We start from the raw sequence: 16,349 nt of genomic DNA on the forward strand, positions 1-16,349 counted from the left end.
GCCAACGCTCCCCGCAGGAGTCGGCTTGCCGGCGAAGAGGCACGCCAGACCGAAACAAACCTCAATGCCGCATTCGCTGGCAAGCCAGCGCCTGCACAGGGTTGCGCTTGTCAGCCGGGCCCGCCACCGCCACACTAGCGCTCATGAAAAATGTCAGCCCCAGCTATCTCAAGCATCACTTCCTGATCGCCATGCCGCATATGGCCGACCCGAATTTTGCCCAGACGTTGACCTATATCGTCGAGCACAATGCCAGCGGCGCCATGGGCCTGGTGATCAATCGGCCCCTGGACCTGAGCCTGGCCGATATCCTTGAACAATTGCGCCCCGACGAAGAACCGTCGCTGCTGTGCCAGCATGTGCCGATCTTCAGCGGCGGCCCAGTGCAGACCGATCGCGGCTTTGTCCTGCACCCCAACGGCCCGATCTACCAGGCCACGGTGGAGTTCGAAGGGCTGTCCCTGTCTACCTCCCAGGATGTGCTGTTCGCCATCGCCGACGGCGTGGGCCCGGCCAAGAGCCTGATCGCCCTGGGCTATGCCGGCTGGGAAGCCGGGCAGCTGGAAGCCGAACTGGCGGACAACGCCTGGCTGACCTGCCCCTTCGACGCCGACATCCTGTTCAACACCAGCAGCGAATTGCGCCTGGAAGCCGCCGCCCGGCACCTGGGGGTCAACCTCAGCCTGCTCACCAGCCAGGCGGGGCACGCCTGATGGCCTTGCGACTGATCCTCGGCTTCGACTACGGCACCAAGCAGATCGGCGTCGCCGTGGGCCAGGCCATCACTGGCCAGGCCCGGGAGCTGTGTACCTTGAAGGCGCAGAACGGTGTGCCCGACTGGAATCAGGTGCAAGCCCTGATCGAGGAATGGAAACCCGACGCCGTGGTGGTGGGCCTGCCCCTGAACATGGACGGCAGCCCCAGCGACATGTGCCTGCGCGCCGAGAAGTTCGCCCGGCGCCTGAACGGCCGCTTCAACGTGCCCTTCTATACCCACGATGAACGCCTGACCACCTTCGAGGCCAAGGGCGAACGCCTGGCCCGGGGCGGGCAGAAAGGCAACTACCGCGACAACCCGGTGGACGCCATCGCCGCGGCCCTGCTACTGCAGGGCTGGCTCGACGAAAACGCCACGCTGTTGAATACCTGAGACCCAGAATCCTGAAGATGCGCGGCCCCAAGCTGCGCGCCTCCTGGCCCAACACCAGCCGTAAGTTCCCGTGCCCTGCTGCCCGGCAGCAGGCGCGAGCCCACGAAGGAGCCACCATGAGCCTGCCCAATCCCGCCGCCCTGATCAGCCAGATGGCCGCTGATCTCAACGCCCACCTGACCCAGCGCGCCATCAGCGAGCCGCGCTTCATCGGTATCCGTACCGGTGGCGTCTGGGTGGCCCAGGCCCTGTTGGAAGCCCTGGGCAGCGACGCGCCCCTGGGCACCCTGGATGTGTCCTTCTACCGTGACGACTTCAGCCAGAACGGCCTGCACCCGCAAGTTCGCCCTTCGGAGCTGCCGTTCGAGATCGAGGGTCAGCATCTGGTGCTGATCGACGACGTGCTGATGAGCGGCCGGACCATCCGCGCGGCCCTCAACGAGCTGTTCGACTATGGTCGCCCGGCCAGCGTGACCCTGGTCTGCCTGCTGGACCTGAACGCCGCCGAGCTGCCGATTCGTCCGAATGTGGTGGGTGCAACCCTGTCGCTGGCCGCCCATGAGCGGGTAAAATTGTCCGGTCCTGCGCCGCTTCAACTCGAGCTCCAAGACCTCGCCCTCTAACTCGCCCTTTTAAGAGTCCATTGCGATGACGCCTCTAGACGCCAAGCGCCCGCTGCAGCTCAACGATCAGGGCCAGCTGCGCCATTTCCTGTCCCTCGACGGCCTGAACCGCGAGCTGCTGACAGAAATCCTCGACACCGCCGACTCCTTCCTCGAAGTCGGCGCCCGGGCGGTAAAGAAAGTCCCGCTGCTGCGCGGCAAGACCGTGTGCAACGTGTTCTTCGAGAACTCCACCCGTACCCGCACCACCTTCGAACTGGCGGCACAGCGCCTGTCGGCGGACGTGATCACCCTGAACGTCTCGACCTCCTCGGCGAGCAAGGGTGAAACCCTGCTGGACACCCTGCGCAACCTGGAAGCCATGGCCGCCGACATGTTCGTGGTACGCCACGGCGATTCCGGCGCCGCACACTTCATCGCCGAACACGTGTGCCCCCAGGTGGCGATCATCAACGGCGGCGACGGCCGTCACGCCCACCCGACCCAGGGCATGCTCGACATGCTGACCATCCGCCGACACAAGGGCGGCTTCGAGAACCTCTCGGTGGCCATCGTCGGCGACATCCTGCACTCGCGGGTGGCACGCTCCAACATGCTGGCGCTCAAGACCCTCGGTTGCCCGGACATTCGCGTGATCGCACCGAAAACCCTGCTGCCCATCGGCATCGAACAGTACGGGGTCAAGGTCTACACCGACATGACCGAAGGCCTGAAAGATGTGGACGTGGTGATCATGCTGCGCCTGCAGCGTGAACGCATGCAGGGCGGTCTGCTGCCCAGCGAAGGCGAGTTCTACCGCCTGTTCGGCCTGACCACCGCACGCCTGGCCGGGGCCAAGCCCGACGCCATCGTCATGCACCCGGGCCCGATCAACCGCGGTGTGGAGATCGAGTCGGCGGTGGCCGACGGTCCGCACTCGGTGATCCTCAACCAGGTGACCTACGGCATTGCAGTACGCATGGCGGTACTGTCCATGGCCATGAGCGGGCAGACCGCCCAGCGACAATTCGAGCAGGAGAACGCCCAGTGAAGCTCAGCATTCTCGGCGCCCGCGTCATCGATCCAAGCAGTGGCCTGGATCAAACCACCGACCTACACCTGGAAGCCGGCAAGATTGTTGCCATCGGCGCCGCGCCCGGCGGCTTCAATGCCGTCACTAGCATCGACGCCAAGGGCATGGTGGCCGCGCCCGGCCTGGTGGACCTGAGCGTCGCCCTGCGCGAGCCGGGCTACAGCCGCAAGGGCAGCATTGCCAGCGAAACCCGCGCCGCCGCTGCCGGTGGCGTCACCAGCCTGTGCTGCCCGCCGCGTACCAAACCGGTACTGGATACCTCGGCCGTGGCCGAACTGATCCTCGACCGCGCCCGGGAAGCCGGCAACAGCAAAGTCTTCCCCATCGGGGCCTTGAGCAAGGGCCTGGAAGGCGAACAGTTGGCCGAGCTGATTGCCCTGCGCGACGCCGGCTGCGTGGCCTTCGGCAATGGCCTTGAAGGCTTCCGCAGCACCCGCACCCTGTGCCGTGCCCTGGAATATGCCGCCACCTTCGACCTGACAGTGATCTTCCACTCCCAGGACCGCGACCTGGCCGAAGGCGGCCTGGCCCACGAAGGCCCCACCGCGAGTTTCCTCGGCTTGCCGGGGATTCCCGAAAGCGCGGAAACCGTGGCCCTGGCCCGGGACCTGCTGCTGGTGGAACAAAGCGGCGTGCGTGCTCACTTCAGCCAACTGACCAGCGCCCGGGGCGTGGAACTGATTGCCCAGGCCCAGGCCCGCGGCCTGCCAGTGACCGCCGATGTGGCGCTGTATCAGCTGATCCTGACCGATGAGGCGCTGATCGACTTCTCCAGCCTGTATCACGTGCAACCGCCGCTGCGTTCGCGGGCCGATCGTGATGCCCTGCGTGAGGCGGTGAAGTCCGGGGTGGTGCAAGCCATCTCCAGCCATCACCAGCCCCATGAACGCGATGCCAAGCTGGCGCCATTCGGTGCCACTGAGCCGGGCATCAGCAGCGTCGAGCTGCTGCTGCCACTGGCCCTGACCCTGGTTCAGGACGGTTTGCTGGACCTGCCGACCCTGCTGGCGCGCCTCAGCGCCGGTCCGGCCGAGGCATTGCGCCTGCCGGCGGGCAAGCTGGTGGAAGGTGGTGCAGCGGACCTGGTGCTGTTCGACCCGGCCAGCTCCACCGTGGCCGGCGAGCGCTGGCTGTCCAAGGGCGAGAACTGCCCGTTCCTCGGCCATAGCCTGCCGGGGACGGTGCGTTACACCCTGGTGGATGGGCATATCAGCTATCAGGGCTGAGGCCCGCAGCGCCTGTGTTCACCCGGCGAGCCGGCTCCTACGTGGGGCCGGCTTGATCCGTCAGCGGCGTTTGGCGTTTTCCAGGGAGACCTGATCGTTCAGGGTCCAGAAGTCGTACAGCACTCCCAGGAAGAACAGGCCGCCGGTGAACAGGTAGATCACCCCGCTCAGCCACTTGCCCTGGTACATGCGGTGTACGCCGAAGACTCCGAGGAAGGTCAGTAGAATCCAGGCCACGCTGTATTCCACAGGACCTGCGGTGAACCGAAGGTCCGCTTCCCGGTCCATGGACGGGATCAGGAACAAGTCGATCAGCCAGCCAATGCCCAATAGACCGAAGGTGAAGAACCAAATGGTCCCGGTCACCGGCTTGCCGTAATAGAAGCGGTGAGCGCCGGTAAAACCGAAAATCCACAACAGGTAACCGATTACCTTGCTGTGGGTGTCATGGGTGGATGCATCCTGACGATAGGTGTTCATTAAGAGCCTCTTGCTGGGTGATAGATAAATATTCTTAAAAACTTTGTGACTTTTTTACAGGCTTTCGACGTGTGGACAATGTTACCTTCTGTTCCGTCAAAGCCTTGTACTGCCTGACTTCTGACGGTTTTCTGCGTCAAGTTGCCACCTCTTTGCCGAAGTTGACCCCAAGGTTGAATCGACAAACGGCCACGGAAGTGACCTGAAAGCTGTTATAAAGTTGCGCGCAAACCAAATAAGAGCCTTGCCTAATGCGACCATTTTTCAAGACATGGCTAACCATTTGCCTATTAATGCCACTGGCCGCCCACGCCACCAACCGTGAGCAACGACTTCCCAACGTTAATGGCTACACCCCGAAATCCCATGTTTCGACGGTCACCGCCAAGAACAAGACCACCATCAAACACCCCACCCGCCTGAGCAAGGCCGACAGCAAGCTGGTGGCCAACAACGCCGGCCGGCCAAGCACTACTGTCCTCAGCCGTGCGGTCAATGTACTGGGCACCCCCTATCGTTGGGGCGGCAGCAGCCCAAGTAAAGGCTTCGATTGCAGCGGCCTGGTGCGCTACGCCTTCAATGACGTCGCCGCCGTGGACCTGCCACGCACCTCCAACGCCATGGCCAGCGGCCACGGACAGAAGGTCGAGCGCAAGGACTTGAAGCCGGGCGATCTGCTGTTCTTCAACATCAAGAGCCGCAAGGTCAACCACGTCGCCATCTACCTGGGCGAAGACCGCTTTATCCATGCCCCGCGGCGCGGCAAGGCGGTGACCATCGACACCCTGAAGAAACCCTACTGGCAGAGCCACTACGTGGTTGCCAAGCGGGTCCTGCCCAAGGAACACGCGCCTCTGCGGGTCGTGCAGCGCTAATCTGCTGATTCGCCCATTCGCCGGCAAGCCGGCTCCTACGCCCACCTGTAGGAGCCGGCTTGCCGGCGATTGCATTTCCAGCCCTGTCAAAAGCTCTCCGGCATCCGTGCCTGCTCCCGCGCCTGCTCTCGACTGATCAGCCCCTGCCCCAGCAATGCCTTGAGACTCATGTCCAGGGTGCGCATGCCCTGGGCTCCACCGGTCTGGATCGCCGAATACATCTGCGCCACCTTGTCCTCGCGGATCAGGTTACGGATCGCCGCATTGCCCAGCATGATTTCGTGCGCCGCCACCCGACCACCGCCGATCTTCTTCAGCAACACCTGGGCAATGACCGCCTGCAGCGACTCGGCCAGCATCGAACGCATCAGGGCCTTTTCTTCCCCCGGGAACACGTCCACCAGCCGGTCGATGCTCTTGGCCGCGGATGAAGTGTGCAGGGTGGCGAACACCAGATGCCCGGTTTCGGCGGCAGTCAGGGCCAGGCGAATGCTGTCCAGGTCACGCAACTCTCCCAGCAGAATCACGTCAGGGTCTTCGCGCAGCGCCGCACGCAAGGCGGTGGCGAAACTGCGGGTATCGCGCGGCACTTCACGCTGGTGGATCAGACAGCTTTTCTGCGGATGAATGAACTCGATGGGGTCTTCAAGGGTGAGGATGTGCTGCTGCCGATGCTGGTTCAGGTGATCGATCATCGCCGCCAGGGTGGTGGACTTGCCGCTGCCGGTGGGCCCGGTGACTAGCACCAGCCCTCGGGGCGCCTCGGCAATCTGCTGAAACACTTGCCCCAGTCCCAACGCCTCCAGGCTCTGCACCCGTGACGGAATCAAGCGCAGCACCGCCCCCGCTCCCCGAGCATGCTGGAAGGCATTGACCCGGAACCGCGCCACGCCCGGCAGTTCGTAGGCGAAGTCCAGATCCTGCTGGCTGGCGAACGCCTGCCGCTGTGGCTCGCTCATCAGGCCATGCATCAGGGCCAGCACCTGCTGTGCATCCAGAGCCGGGCTGTCGAGCGGACGAATATCGCCATCAATGCGCAACATCGGCGCCAGCCCGGCAGACAGATGCAGGTCGGAAGCGCCCCGGGAAACGCTCAAGGTCAGGAGTTCGGTGATGTCCATAGTGCCCCCCAATTCCAGTAGAATGCCGCGAGCTTCAGACCCGCCCGCTATCCCGGGCAATGACCCGCGCGGCCCTCGAGCGATGCTCGGGCCGGTCGACAATCAGGGTCTGGTGGATTCATGCGGCGGTTGGCGGCCAAGGTCACAGGCTCCCGGTCGCCGGTACTTTTGAGACGAAATCGAATGTCCACGATAGCAGACAACATTGCCCGGCTAGCCGAGCGTATCCGCAGCGCCTGCCAGGCCGTACAGCGTGCCCCGGACAGCGTCCTGCTGCTGGCCGTCAGCAAGACCAAACCCGCCGCCGCCCTGCGCGAAGCCTATGCCGCCGGCCTACGGGACTTCGGCGAGAACTACCTTCAGGAAGCCCTGGGCAAACAGCAGGAACTGGCGGACCTGCCCTTGAGTTGGCACTTCATCGGCCCCATTCAGTCGAACAAGACTCGCGCCATTGCCGAGCATTTTGCCTGGGTGCATTCCGTGGATCGCTTGAAAATCGCACAACGCCTGTCCGAGCAACGCCCTGCCGAGCTGCCGCCGCTGAACATCTGCATCCAGGTGAATGTCAGTGGCGAAGCCAGCAAGTCCGGCTGTGCTCCGGCCGACCTGCCGGCCCTGGCCAGCGCCATCAGCGCCTTGCCACGCCTGCAACTGCGTGGGCTGATGGCGATTCCCGAGCCCACCGAGGACCGTACCGCCCAGGAAGCCGCCTTCGCTGCCGTGCAGGCCTTGAACAACCAACTGCGGGACAGCCTCAAGCTGCCCCTGGACACCCTTTCCATGGGCATGAGCCACGATCTCGAAGCGGCCATCGCCCAAGGCGCCACCTGGGTGCGGATCGGTACCGCGCTGTTTGGTGCCCGCGACTACAGTCAGTCCTGATGCGACTGACACTGACCTCTCATAAGGACCTGTCATGAACACGACTCGTATCGCTTTTATCGGTGCCGGCAACATGGCGGCCAGCCTCATCGGTGGCCTGCGGGCCAAAGGCCTTGAGGCAGCACAGATCCGTGCCAGTGACCCCGGCGCCGAAACCCGGGCCAAGGTGGCTGCCGAACACGGCATCCAGGTATTCGCCGACAACGCCGAAGCCATCGCCGGCGTCGACGTGATCGTCCTGGCGGTCAAGCCCCAGGCCATGAAAGCCGTGTGCGAAGCCCTGCGCCCGAGCCTGCAGCCCCACCAACTGGTGGTTTCCATCGCCGCCGGCATCACCTGCGCCAGCATGAACCACTGGCTCGGCGAGCAACCGATCGTGCGCTGCATGCCCAACACCCCGGCGCTGCTGCGCCAGGGCGTCAGCGGCCTGTATGCCACCGCCCAGGTCAGCCCCGAGCAGCGCCATCAGGCCGAGGAACTGCTGTCCGCCGTAGGCATCGCCCTGTGGCTGGATCAAGAGCAGCAACTGGACGCAGTGACCGCAGTATCCGGCAGCGGCCCGGCGTATTTCTTTCTGCTGATCGAAGCCATGACCGCCGCTGGCGAAAAGCTCGGCCTGCCTCGGGAAACCGCCGCCCAACTGACCCTGCAGACTGCCCTGGGGGCGGCCCACATGGCGGTGTCCAGTGACGTCGACGCCGCCGAGCTGCGCCGCCGCGTGACTTCACCGGCCGGCACCACGGAAGCCGCGATCAAATCGTTCCAGGCCAACGGCTTTGAAGCCCTGGTGGAAAAAGCATTGGGTGCCGCCGCGCACCGCTCGGCCGAAATGGCCGAACAACTCGGTCGTTAACTCGCCCCTACAAAGGAATCGATAATGTTCGGACTCAACGACGCTGCCATTTTTGTGATTCAGACCCTGGGCAGCCTTTACCTGCTGGTGGTCCTGCTGCGCTTCATGCTGCAAGTGGTACGGGCGAACTTCTACAACCCTATCTGCCAGTTCATCGTGCGTGCCACCCAGCCACTGCTCAAGCCCCTGCGCCGGGTGATCCCCAGCATGTTCGGGCTCGACATGTCCTCGCTGGTCCTGGCCCTGATCGTACAAATGGCGCTGTTCGCCATCATCCTTACCCTCAGCCACATCTCCTTCAATGCCCTGGGACTGCTGCTGTGGGCGCCAATCGGCATCTTCGCGCTGTTCCTGAAGATCTGGTTCTTCGCCATGATCATCAGCGTGATCCTGTCCTGGGTCGCTCCTGGCAGCCAGAGCCCGGGCGCGGAACTGGCCTACCAGATCAGCGAGCCGCTGCTGGCCCCGTTCCGGCGCATCGTGCCCAACCTGGGCGGCCTGGACATCTCGCCGATCCTGGCCTTCATCGTGATTCAGCTGGTGCAGCAGTGGCTGATTCCACGCATGGCGTTCTACACCTTCATGCCCCCTGAGTTGTTCGGGCTGATCTGATGAGCTATTTCCGCTGGGACGGTGACGATCTGATCCTCGATTGTCACCTGCAACCCAAGGCCAGCAGCGACGAGTTCGCTGGCCTGCATGGGGAGCGGTTGAAGATCCGCCTCACCGCCCCGCCAGTGGAAGGCAAGGCCAACGCTCACTTGATGGCGTTCCTGGCCAAGGCTTTCGGCATTCCCAAGAGCAACGTCAGCCTGGTCAGTGGCGAATTGAATCGGCAGAAGCGCGTGCGCCTGCAAGCGCCGAAAAAGCTGCCGGATCTGCCGGGGCTGGGGCGCCCCGTCTGATTCGCCGGCAAGCTGGCTCCTGCGCCCCAGGTCCGCTGCAGGAGCTGGCTTGCCAGCGAACCTCCCGCGCCATTTTTCCCAACCAAACACAGCCCCGGGCTTTGCTTGCCGCTGGGAGCAGCGGTCTTTAGACTTACGCCTCATTTAAATGAGAGCAGGGTCGATGCCAACTGCCTTTCCCCCCGATTCTGTTGGTCTGGTCACGCCAGAAATAGCGCACTTCAGCGATCCTCTAGCCCTGGCCTGCGGACGCGCGCTACCGGCCTACGACCTGATCTACGAAACCTATGGTGAGCTCAACGCCAGCGCCAGCAACGCGGTGCTGATCTGCCACGCCCTGTCCGGCCATCATCACGCCGCCGGCTACCACAGCGTCGACGACCGCAAACCCGGTTGGTGGGACAGCTGCATCGGCCCTGGCAAGCCCATCGACACCAACAAGTTCTTCGTGGTCAGCCTCAACAACCTCGGCGGTTGCAACGGTTCCACCGGCCCCAGCAGCCTCAATCCGGACACCGGCAAGCCCTTCGGCGCCGACTTCCCGGTATTGACTGTAGAAGACTGGGTCCATAGCCAGGCGCGCCTGGCGGATCGCTTGGGCATCAGCCAGTGGGCCGCAGTGATCGGCGGCAGTCTGGGCGGCATGCAGGCTTTGCAATGGACCATCACCTACCCGGACCGGGTACGGCACTGCCTGGCCATTGCTTCGGCGCCCAAGCTCTCGGCGCAGAACATCGCCTTCAACGAAGTGGCGCGCCAGGCGATTCTCACCGACCCGGAATTCCACGGCGGCTCGTTCCAGGAACAAGGGGTGATCCCCAAGCGCGGGCTGATGCTGGCGCGGATGGTGGGGCACATCACCTACCTGTCCGATGACTCCATGGGCGAGAAATTCGGCCGTGGCCTCAAGAGCGAGAAGCTCAACTACGACTTCCACAGCGTCGAGTTCCAGGTGGAAAGCTACCTGCGCTATCAGGGCGAGGAGTTCTCCGGGCGTTTCGACGCCAACACTTACCTGCTGATGACCAAGGCCCTGGACTACTTCGACCCGGCGGCGAACTGCGACGACGACCTGGCCAAGACCTTCGCCCATGCCACCGCCAAGTTCTGCGTGATGTCCTTCACCACCGACTGGCGCTTCTCCCCTGCCCGTTCCCGGGAGCTGGTGGACGCGCTGATGGCGGCACGCAAGGACGTCTGCTACCTGGAGATCGACGCACCCCAGGGGCACGACGCCTTCCTGATCCCGATCCCGCGCTACCTGCAGGCGTTTAGTCACTACATGAACCGCATTACCTTGTGAGGACACGATGAGAGCCGATCTGGAAATCATCCAGGAATGGATCCCCGCCGGCAGCCGCGTCCTCGACCTGGGCTGCGGTAACGGCGAGCTGCTGAGCTGGCTGCAGGAACACAAGCAAGTCACCGGCTACGGCCTGGAAAACGACCCGGACAACATCGCCGAGTGCGTGGCCAAGGGCATCAACGTCATCGAGCAGGACCTGGACAAGGGCCTGGGCAACTTCGCCAGCAACAGCTTCGATATCGTGGTCATGACCCAGGCCCTGCAGGCCGTGCACTACCCGGACAAGATCCTCGACGAAATGCTCCGGGTCGGCCGCCAGTGCATCATCACCTTCCCCAACTTCGGCCACTGGCGCTGCCGCTGGTACCTGGCCAGCAAGGGTCGGATGCCGGTCTCGGAATTCCTCCCGTACACCTGGTACAACACGCCGAACATCCACTTCTGCACCTTCGAGGACTTCGAAGAGCTGTGCCGCGAGCGTGAAGCCCGGGTGATCAACCGACTTGCCGTCGATCAACAACACCGCCACGGGTGGGCCAGTAAGCTATGGCCTAATCTGTTGGGAGAGATCGGCATCTACCGCGTCAGCAGTCCCGGCCTGCAGGATCACAAGGTCGCGGTATAAACCACGTTGCATCGAGGAGAACCACCATGGGACGTCTGGTTACATTTCTATTGGCCGCCTGCCTGAGCCTCAGCGCCCTGGCCGCGGACCCGATCAAGGGCGAGCGCCAGGAAGTCTTTGGCGACATCACCGTGCACTACAACACCTTCAACTCCACCTACCTGCAGCCTGACATCGCCAGGGCGGCGGAGCTGATCCGCAGCAAGAACCAGGGCGTGATCAACGTGTCCCTGATCAAGGACGGCAAACCGCTGGTCGGCCAGGTCAGCGGTACGGTCAAGGACCTGACCAGCAAGAGCATCCCGCTGAAGTTCCGCCAGATCACCGAACAGGGCGCGATCTACTACATCGCCCAGTTCCCGGTGGAACAGCAGGAAAACCGTACGTTCACCATCACTGTGCAAACGGGTGGTGACACCAACAGCTTCAGCTTCAACCAAGAGCTATTCCCGGGCGAATAATGAACCTCACGCAACTCGTACTGGCCAGCCACAACGCCGGCAAACTCAAAGAACTCCAGGCCATGCTCGGCGCCTCGGTGCAACTGCGCTCGATCGGCGAGTTCAGCAGCGTCGAACCGGAAGAAACCGGTCTGTCGTTCGTCGAAAACGCCATCCTCAAGGCGCGCAATGCCGCGCGTATTTCCGGCCTGCCGGCACTGGCGGACGACTCGGGCCTGGCGGTGGACTTCCTCGGCGGCGCGCCGGGCATCTACTCGGCGCGCTATGCCGACGGCAAGGGCGATGCGGCGAACAACGCCAAGTTGCTCGAAGCCTTGAAGGACGTACCCGAAGCGCAGCGCGGCGCGCAGTTTGTCTGCGTCCTGGCCCTGGTGCGGCATGCCGACGATCCACTGCCGATCCTCTGCGAAGGCCTGTGGCACGGGCGCATCCTCACTGCCGCCAGTGGCGAACACGGTTTCGGCTACGATCCGCTGTTCTGGGTGCCGGAACGTGACTGCTCCAGCGCCGAACTGGGCCCCGTGGAGAAAAACCAGCTCAGCCACCGCGCCCGCGCCATGGCCATTCTGCGGCAACGCCTGGGCCTGAAATGAGCCAAGACCGATCCGCGTCGCCGCTGATTCTCGGCGGCGCGCAAACGCCCCGGGCGGCGCTGCCCCAATTGCCGCCCCTGGCGCTGTACATCCACATCCCGTGGTGTGTACGCAAATGCCCCTATTGCGACTTCAACTCTCACGCCGCCAGCCCGACGCTGCCGGAAGAAGAGTACGTCGACGCCCTGCTGGCCGACCTCGACCTGGACCTGCACGCCGTCCATGGCCGCGAGCTGAGTTCGATCTTCTTCGGCGGCGGCACCCCGAGCCTGTTCAGCGCCCAAGCCCTGGGCCGCTTGCTCAAGGGCGTGGAACAGCGCATCCCGTTTGCCAGCGACATCGAAATCACCCTGGAAGCCAACCCCGGGACTTTCGAGCAAGAGAAATTCACCGCCTATCGCGCCCTGGGGATCAACCGCCTGTCTATCGGCATCCAGAGCTTCCAGGAACAGAAGCTCAAGGCCCTGGGCCGCATCCACAACGGTGACGAAGCGATACGCGCCGCCGGCATGGCACGCCAGGCCGGGTTCGACAACTTCAACCTGGACCTGATGCACGGCTTGCCGGATCAGTCCCTGGAGGATGCTCTGGGCGATCTGCGCCAAGCCATCGCCATGAAGCCGACCCACCTGTCCTGGTACCAGCTGACCCTGGAGCCCAACACGGTGTTCTGGAACCAGCCGCCGGTGCTGCCAGAGGACGACACCCTGTGGGATATCCAGGAAGCCGGCCAGGCACTGCTGGCCGAGCATGGCTACGCCCAGTACGAAGTCTCGGCCTACGCCCAACCCGGGCGCGCTGCGCGGCACAACCTGAACTACTGGAGCTTCGGCGACTTCATCGGCATCGGTGCCGGTGCCCATGGCAAGCTCAGCCACCCGGACGGGCGCATTCTGCGCACCTGGAAGACCCGCCTGCCCAAGGATTACCTGAACCCGGCCAAGCCGTTCAAGGCCGGCGAGAAGGCTCTGAGCAACGAGGAGCTGCCGTTCGAGTTCCTGATGAACGCCCTGCGCCTCACCGACGGTGTGGACACGGCGCTGTTCGCCCAACGCACTGGCCTGGATCTGGCCAGTCTTGCCGAAGGTCGGCGCCAGGCCGAACAAAGCGGCTTGTTGCAGGTCGAACCGTCACGCCTGGCGGCCACGGCCCGCGGGCAACTCTTCCTCAATGACCTGCTGCAATACTTTCTGATCTAAGGAAATCACATGGATCTGGTACTCGATCTGCTTGCCACCGTGTCCCGCTGGAGTCGCAGCAACCTCTCGGAAATCGCCCTGGCATTGGTGGGCTGCCTGCTGGTGCTGTTCGGCGCGGACATCAAGGGCTGGGTCGAGCAACGCCTGGGCGGCATAGCCGGTGCCCTGCGCGTACCGCTGATGGCCCTGCTGTGCATGGTAGGCAGCGGGCTGGCGCTGATCTATGCCACGCCATGGATCGTCCGCGGCCTGAGCCAGTTCAACAACTACAGCCTGGCGCCGGTGCTGCTGGTGGTGCTGGTGCTGATTGGCGTGGTCGCTGATCGTCGCTGATTCGCAGGGCCCCTTCGCCGGCTTGCCGGCGAGCGTAATCCAACGGCTGCCCCCGTTATCAAGGAAGAACATGAGCAAGAAAGTCATCGAGGAAACCAGCAAGTTCCTCAGCTACGTGCTGCGCCACGAGCCCCAGGCCATCGGCCTTGAGCTGGACAGCGAAGGCTGGGGGGATATCGGCCAGCTGATCGAGGGTGCGGCCAGAGATGGCCGGCAACTGAGCCGGGAACTGATCGAGCTGGTCGTCGAAGGCAACGACAAGAAGCGCTTCGCCCTCTCGGCTGACGGCCAGCGGATACGTGCCGTTCAGGGGCATTCCAACAAGACCGTGCAATTGCAGCTTGAGGCAAAGCAACCGCCCGCCGTGCTCTACCACGGCACCGCCACGCGCTTCATCGATTCGATCAATGAGAAAGGGCTGATCCCGGGTTCACGGCACCACGTGCACCTGTCCCAGGAAATCGAAACCGCCAAGGCCGTGGGCCAGCGTTACGGCAAGGTGGTGATCCTGCAGATCGACGCCCAGGCCATGCAGGCTCAGGGCTTCACCTTCTATCAGGCAGAGAATGGGGTGTGGCTGACCGACCAGGTGCCGGTCAGTTTCATCAAAGCCCTGTAGCAGCTAGCTTGCTGGCGAAGGCGTCCTTGCGGGGCTCTTCGCTGGCAAGCGGAACGCCGCCCGGCCAGCTCCTACAACAGCGGGTCCGCGTGGCTCAGGCCAGCTTTTCGAACTTCAGATCCCACACGCCATGACCCAGGCGCTCGCCACGACGCTCGAACTTGGTGATCGGGCGTTCGGCCGGGCGCGGTACGCACTTGCCGTCTTCGGCCAGGTTGCGGTAACCCGGAGCGACGTTCATCACTTCCAGCATGTATTCGGCATAGGGCTCCCAGTCGGTGGCCATGTGCAGAATGCCGCCAACCTTGAGCTTGCTGCGCACCAGCTCAGCGAAGGAGGCCTGGACGATGCGGCGCTTGTGGTGCCGGCTCTTGTGCCACGGATCGGGGAAGAACAGCATCAGCCGATCCAGGCTGTTGTCAGCGATGCAGCGATTGAGCACTTCAATGGCGTCGCAATCGTAGACCCGCAGGTTGGTCAGGCCCTGAGTCAGCACGCCATTGAGCAGCGCACCGACGCCCGGACGGTGAACTTCCACACCAATGAAATCCTGCTCCGGGGCCGCCGCCGCCATTTCCAGCAGCGAGTGGCCCATGCCAAAGCCGATTTCCAGGGAGCGCGGCGCCGAACGGCCAAACACCTGGTCGTAATCCACTGGGGCATCGGCCAGGGGCAGCACGTACAGCGGCGCGCCCTGGTCCAGGCCACGTTGCTGGCCTTCGGTCATGCGCCCGGCGCGCATCACGAAACTCTTGATACGGCGGTGTTGGCGCTCGTCGCCGGCTTCCGGCTCGATTGGCGTGTCGTTTGATTCAGTCATCAATGGCTCTTACTTGATCAGACCATCCAGCGGCGAGGAGGCGCTGGCATAGAGTTTCTTCGGCATGCGACCGGCGAGGTACGCCAGGCGGCCCGCGACAATTGCGTGTTTCATGGCTTCGGCCATCAGCACCGGTTGCTGCGCATGGGCGATGGCCGAGTTCATCAGCACCGCTTCACAGCCCAGCTCCATGGCGATGGTGGCGTCGGAGGCGGTACCGACACCGGCATCCACCAGCACCGGGACCTTGGCTTCTTCGAGGATGATCTGCAGGTTGTACGGGTTGCAGATCCCCAGCCCCGTGCCGATCAGGCCCGCCAGGGGCATGACCGCGATGCAGCCCATTTCCGCCAGTTGGCGAGCGATGATCGGGTCATCGCTGGTGTAGACCATCACGTCGAAACCTTCCTTGACCAGCACTTCGGCGGCCTTGAGGGTTTCCAGTACGTTGGGAAACAGGGTCTTCTGGTCGGCCAGAACTTCCAGCTTGACCAGGTTGTGGCCGTCCAGCAGTTCGCGGGCCAGGCGACAGGTGCGCACGGCTTCCACGGCGTCATAGCAGCCGGCGGTATTGGGCAGGATGGTGTAGCGATCCGGCGGCAGGATATCCAGCAGGTTCGGTTCGCCCGGGTTCTGGCCGATATTGGTCCGGCGCACGGCGACGGTGACGATCTCGGCACCCGAGGCCTCGATGGCCAGGCGGGTTTCTTCCATGTCGCGGTACTTGCCGGTGCCTACCAGCAAACGCGACTGGTACGTCCGACCGGCCAGGACGAAAGGCTTGTCACTACGAACGTTGCTCATCGGAAATCCTCTGTTGGGGTGAGGTTCTTGCAGAATTCTTTTTCAGGCCCGGGGCGCTGGAGCCCTCATTCCGGGGCAGGTGAACGCTTCTTCCATGGAAGAGGCCCGGAGCCGGGCCAGAGCGCTGCACAGGTAAGTGGCAGCGCGATTGACGCCAGTGACTAGCCGCCGCCGATGGCGTGGACTACTTCCACCTGGTCGCCCTCGTTGAGAGCGGTCTCGGCGTGCTGGCTGCGCGGAACGATATCCAGATTGAGTTCCACCGCGATCCGCCGTCCGGTCAGTTCCAGATGGCTCAGCAGGGCCGCAACGGTCGAGCCGTCGGGCAGTTCAAAGGATTCACCGTTCAACTGAATGCGCATGCCAAGGCCGCCATCATTTTTAGGGGCCAGCATTCTAGCC

The 16,349-nt window shown here is 63.6% G+C and carries 22 protein-coding genes; 17 read left to right on the forward strand and 5 right to left on the reverse strand.

The features are described from left to right. The first annotated feature begins 143 nt into the window (after positions 1-143). From FW796_RS11080 to FW796_RS11100, 5 genes are all read left to right on the forward strand, one after another. Entirely contained in the window at positions 144-713 is a 570-nt protein-coding gene (locus FW796_RS11080) for a YqgE/AlgH family protein (RefSeq protein WP_102862072.1), read from the forward strand. Then, complete coding sequence (gene ruvX / locus FW796_RS11085; RefSeq protein ID WP_446439364.1) at positions 713-1,150, forward strand: Holliday junction resolvase RuvX; 438 nt, start codon at positions 713-715, stop codon at positions 1,148-1,150. The genes FW796_RS11080 and ruvX overlap by 1 nt, the downstream gene beginning before the upstream one ends. Positions 1,151-1,266: 116 nt before the next feature. Continuing rightward, entirely contained in the window at positions 1,267-1,773 is a 507-nt protein-coding gene (gene pyrR, locus FW796_RS11090) for a bifunctional pyr operon transcriptional regulator/uracil phosphoribosyltransferase PyrR (protein WP_346633233.1), read from the forward strand. Between the two features lie 25 nt (positions 1,774-1,798). Beyond that, positions 1,799-2,803, forward strand: a complete 1,005-nt coding sequence (locus FW796_RS11095) for an aspartate carbamoyltransferase catalytic subunit (RefSeq protein ID WP_011064007.1) — start codon at positions 1,799-1,801, stop codon at positions 2,801-2,803. Continuing rightward, positions 2,800-4,071: a dihydroorotase gene (locus tag FW796_RS11100; protein WP_346633234.1), complete on the forward strand. Its 1,272-nt coding sequence runs from the start codon at positions 2,800-2,802 to the stop codon at positions 4,069-4,071. Before FW796_RS11095 ends, FW796_RS11100 begins: the two co-directional genes overlap by 4 nt. A gap of 60 nt (positions 4,072-4,131) precedes the next feature. On the opposite strand, the gene FW796_RS11105 is transcribed toward FW796_RS11100, so the two are convergent. Continuing rightward, positions 4,132-4,551 (reverse strand): NINE protein, encoded by a 420-nt coding sequence (locus tag FW796_RS11105; protein WP_011064009.1) that lies wholly within the window; start codon positions 4,549-4,551, stop codon positions 4,132-4,134. A 251-nt stretch (positions 4,552-4,802) separates the two neighbouring features. Between FW796_RS11105 and FW796_RS11110 the strand changes: the two genes are divergently transcribed. Beyond that, positions 4,803-5,426, forward strand: coding sequence for a C40 family peptidase (locus FW796_RS11110; RefSeq protein WP_346633235.1), 624 nt, complete (start codon positions 4,803-4,805; stop codon positions 5,424-5,426). Between the two features lie 86 nt (positions 5,427-5,512). On the opposite strand, the gene FW796_RS11115 is transcribed toward FW796_RS11110, so the two are convergent. After that, positions 5,513-6,547: a type IV pilus twitching motility protein PilT gene (locus tag FW796_RS11115; protein ID WP_446439365.1), complete on the reverse strand. Its 1,035-nt coding sequence runs from the start codon at positions 6,545-6,547 to the stop codon at positions 5,513-5,515. 183 nt (positions 6,548-6,730) lie between these two features. On the opposite strand from FW796_RS11115, the gene FW796_RS11120 reads away from it, so the two are divergent. From FW796_RS11120 to FW796_RS11170, 11 genes are all read left to right on the forward strand, one after another. Then, positions 6,731-7,429, forward strand: a complete 699-nt coding sequence (locus FW796_RS11120; protein WP_404937844.1) for a YggS family pyridoxal phosphate-dependent enzyme — start codon at positions 6,731-6,733, stop codon at positions 7,427-7,429. Between the two features lie 34 nt (positions 7,430-7,463). Next, the gene (proC, locus tag FW796_RS11125; protein WP_346633238.1) at positions 7,464-8,282 is read left to right on the forward strand and encodes a pyrroline-5-carboxylate reductase; all 819 of its coding nucleotides are present in this window, start codon (positions 7,464-7,466) and stop codon (positions 8,280-8,282) included. 24 nt (positions 8,283-8,306) lie between these two features. Continuing rightward, positions 8,307-8,894, forward strand: coding sequence for a YggT family protein (locus tag FW796_RS11130; protein WP_123726657.1), 588 nt, complete (start codon positions 8,307-8,309; stop codon positions 8,892-8,894). Continuing rightward, on the forward strand, positions 8,894-9,187 hold the full coding sequence (locus FW796_RS11135; RefSeq protein ID WP_404937845.1) for a DUF167 domain-containing protein: 294 nt from the start codon (positions 8,894-8,896) through the stop codon (positions 9,185-9,187). The genes FW796_RS11130 and FW796_RS11135 overlap by 1 nt, the downstream gene beginning before the upstream one ends. Before the next feature lie 163 nt (positions 9,188-9,350). Next, on the forward strand, positions 9,351-10,490 hold the full coding sequence (gene metX, locus FW796_RS11140) for a homoserine O-succinyltransferase MetX (RefSeq protein WP_346633240.1): 1,140 nt from the start codon (positions 9,351-9,353) through the stop codon (positions 10,488-10,490). Between the two features lie 7 nt (positions 10,491-10,497). Beyond that, on the forward strand, positions 10,498-11,118 hold the full coding sequence (gene metW / locus FW796_RS11145; RefSeq protein WP_123726659.1) for a methionine biosynthesis protein MetW: 621 nt from the start codon (positions 10,498-10,500) through the stop codon (positions 11,116-11,118). Between the two features lie 26 nt (positions 11,119-11,144). After that, the gene (locus FW796_RS11150) at positions 11,145-11,579 is read left to right on the forward strand and encodes a DUF4426 domain-containing protein (RefSeq protein ID WP_123726660.1); all 435 of its coding nucleotides are present in this window, start codon (positions 11,145-11,147) and stop codon (positions 11,577-11,579) included. Continuing rightward, positions 11,576-12,172 (forward strand): RdgB/HAM1 family non-canonical purine NTP pyrophosphatase, encoded by a 597-nt coding sequence (gene rdgB / locus FW796_RS11155; protein ID WP_346633431.1) that lies wholly within the window; start codon positions 11,576-11,578, stop codon positions 12,170-12,172. Before FW796_RS11150 ends, rdgB begins: the two co-directional genes overlap by 4 nt. Next, positions 12,169-13,371 carry a radical SAM family heme chaperone HemW gene (hemW, locus tag FW796_RS11160; protein WP_446439366.1) on the forward strand — a complete coding sequence of 401 codons (1,203 nt, stop codon included), beginning with the start codon at positions 12,169-12,171 and terminating at the stop codon, positions 13,369-13,371. Before rdgB ends, hemW begins: the two co-directional genes overlap by 4 nt. Positions 13,372-13,380: 9 nt before the next feature. After that, a complete protein-coding gene (locus tag FW796_RS11165) occupies positions 13,381-13,704 on the forward strand; it encodes a DUF3392 domain-containing protein (RefSeq protein ID WP_011064021.1) in 324 nt (107 codons plus the stop codon). Between the two features lie 70 nt (positions 13,705-13,774). Then, entirely contained in the window at positions 13,775-14,323 is a 549-nt protein-coding gene (locus FW796_RS11170) for an RNA 2'-phosphotransferase (protein ID WP_446439367.1), read from the forward strand. Positions 14,324-14,417: 94 nt separating this feature from the next. Here FW796_RS11170 and trmB read toward each other — a convergent pair whose 3' ends face one another. The 3 genes from trmB to thiS all read right to left on the reverse strand — a co-directional run bounded on the left by trmB (position 14,418) and on the right by thiS (position 16,309). Then, positions 14,418-15,143 carry a tRNA (guanosine(46)-N7)-methyltransferase TrmB gene (trmB, locus tag FW796_RS11175; RefSeq protein ID WP_346633244.1) on the reverse strand — a complete coding sequence of 242 codons (726 nt, stop codon included), beginning with the start codon at positions 15,141-15,143 and terminating at the stop codon, positions 14,418-14,420. 9 nt (positions 15,144-15,152) lie between these two features. After that, positions 15,153-15,947 carry a thiazole synthase gene (locus FW796_RS11180; protein WP_007921204.1) on the reverse strand — a complete coding sequence of 265 codons (795 nt, stop codon included), beginning with the start codon at positions 15,945-15,947 and terminating at the stop codon, positions 15,153-15,155. Positions 15,948-16,108: 161 nt separating this feature from the next. Continuing rightward, entirely contained in the window at positions 16,109-16,309 is a 201-nt protein-coding gene (thiS, locus tag FW796_RS11185) for a sulfur carrier protein ThiS (protein WP_011064025.1), read from the reverse strand. Positions 16,310-16,349 lie beyond the last annotated feature (40 nt).

It is taken from the genome of Pseudomonas sp. 910_21, from assembly GCF_052850735.1.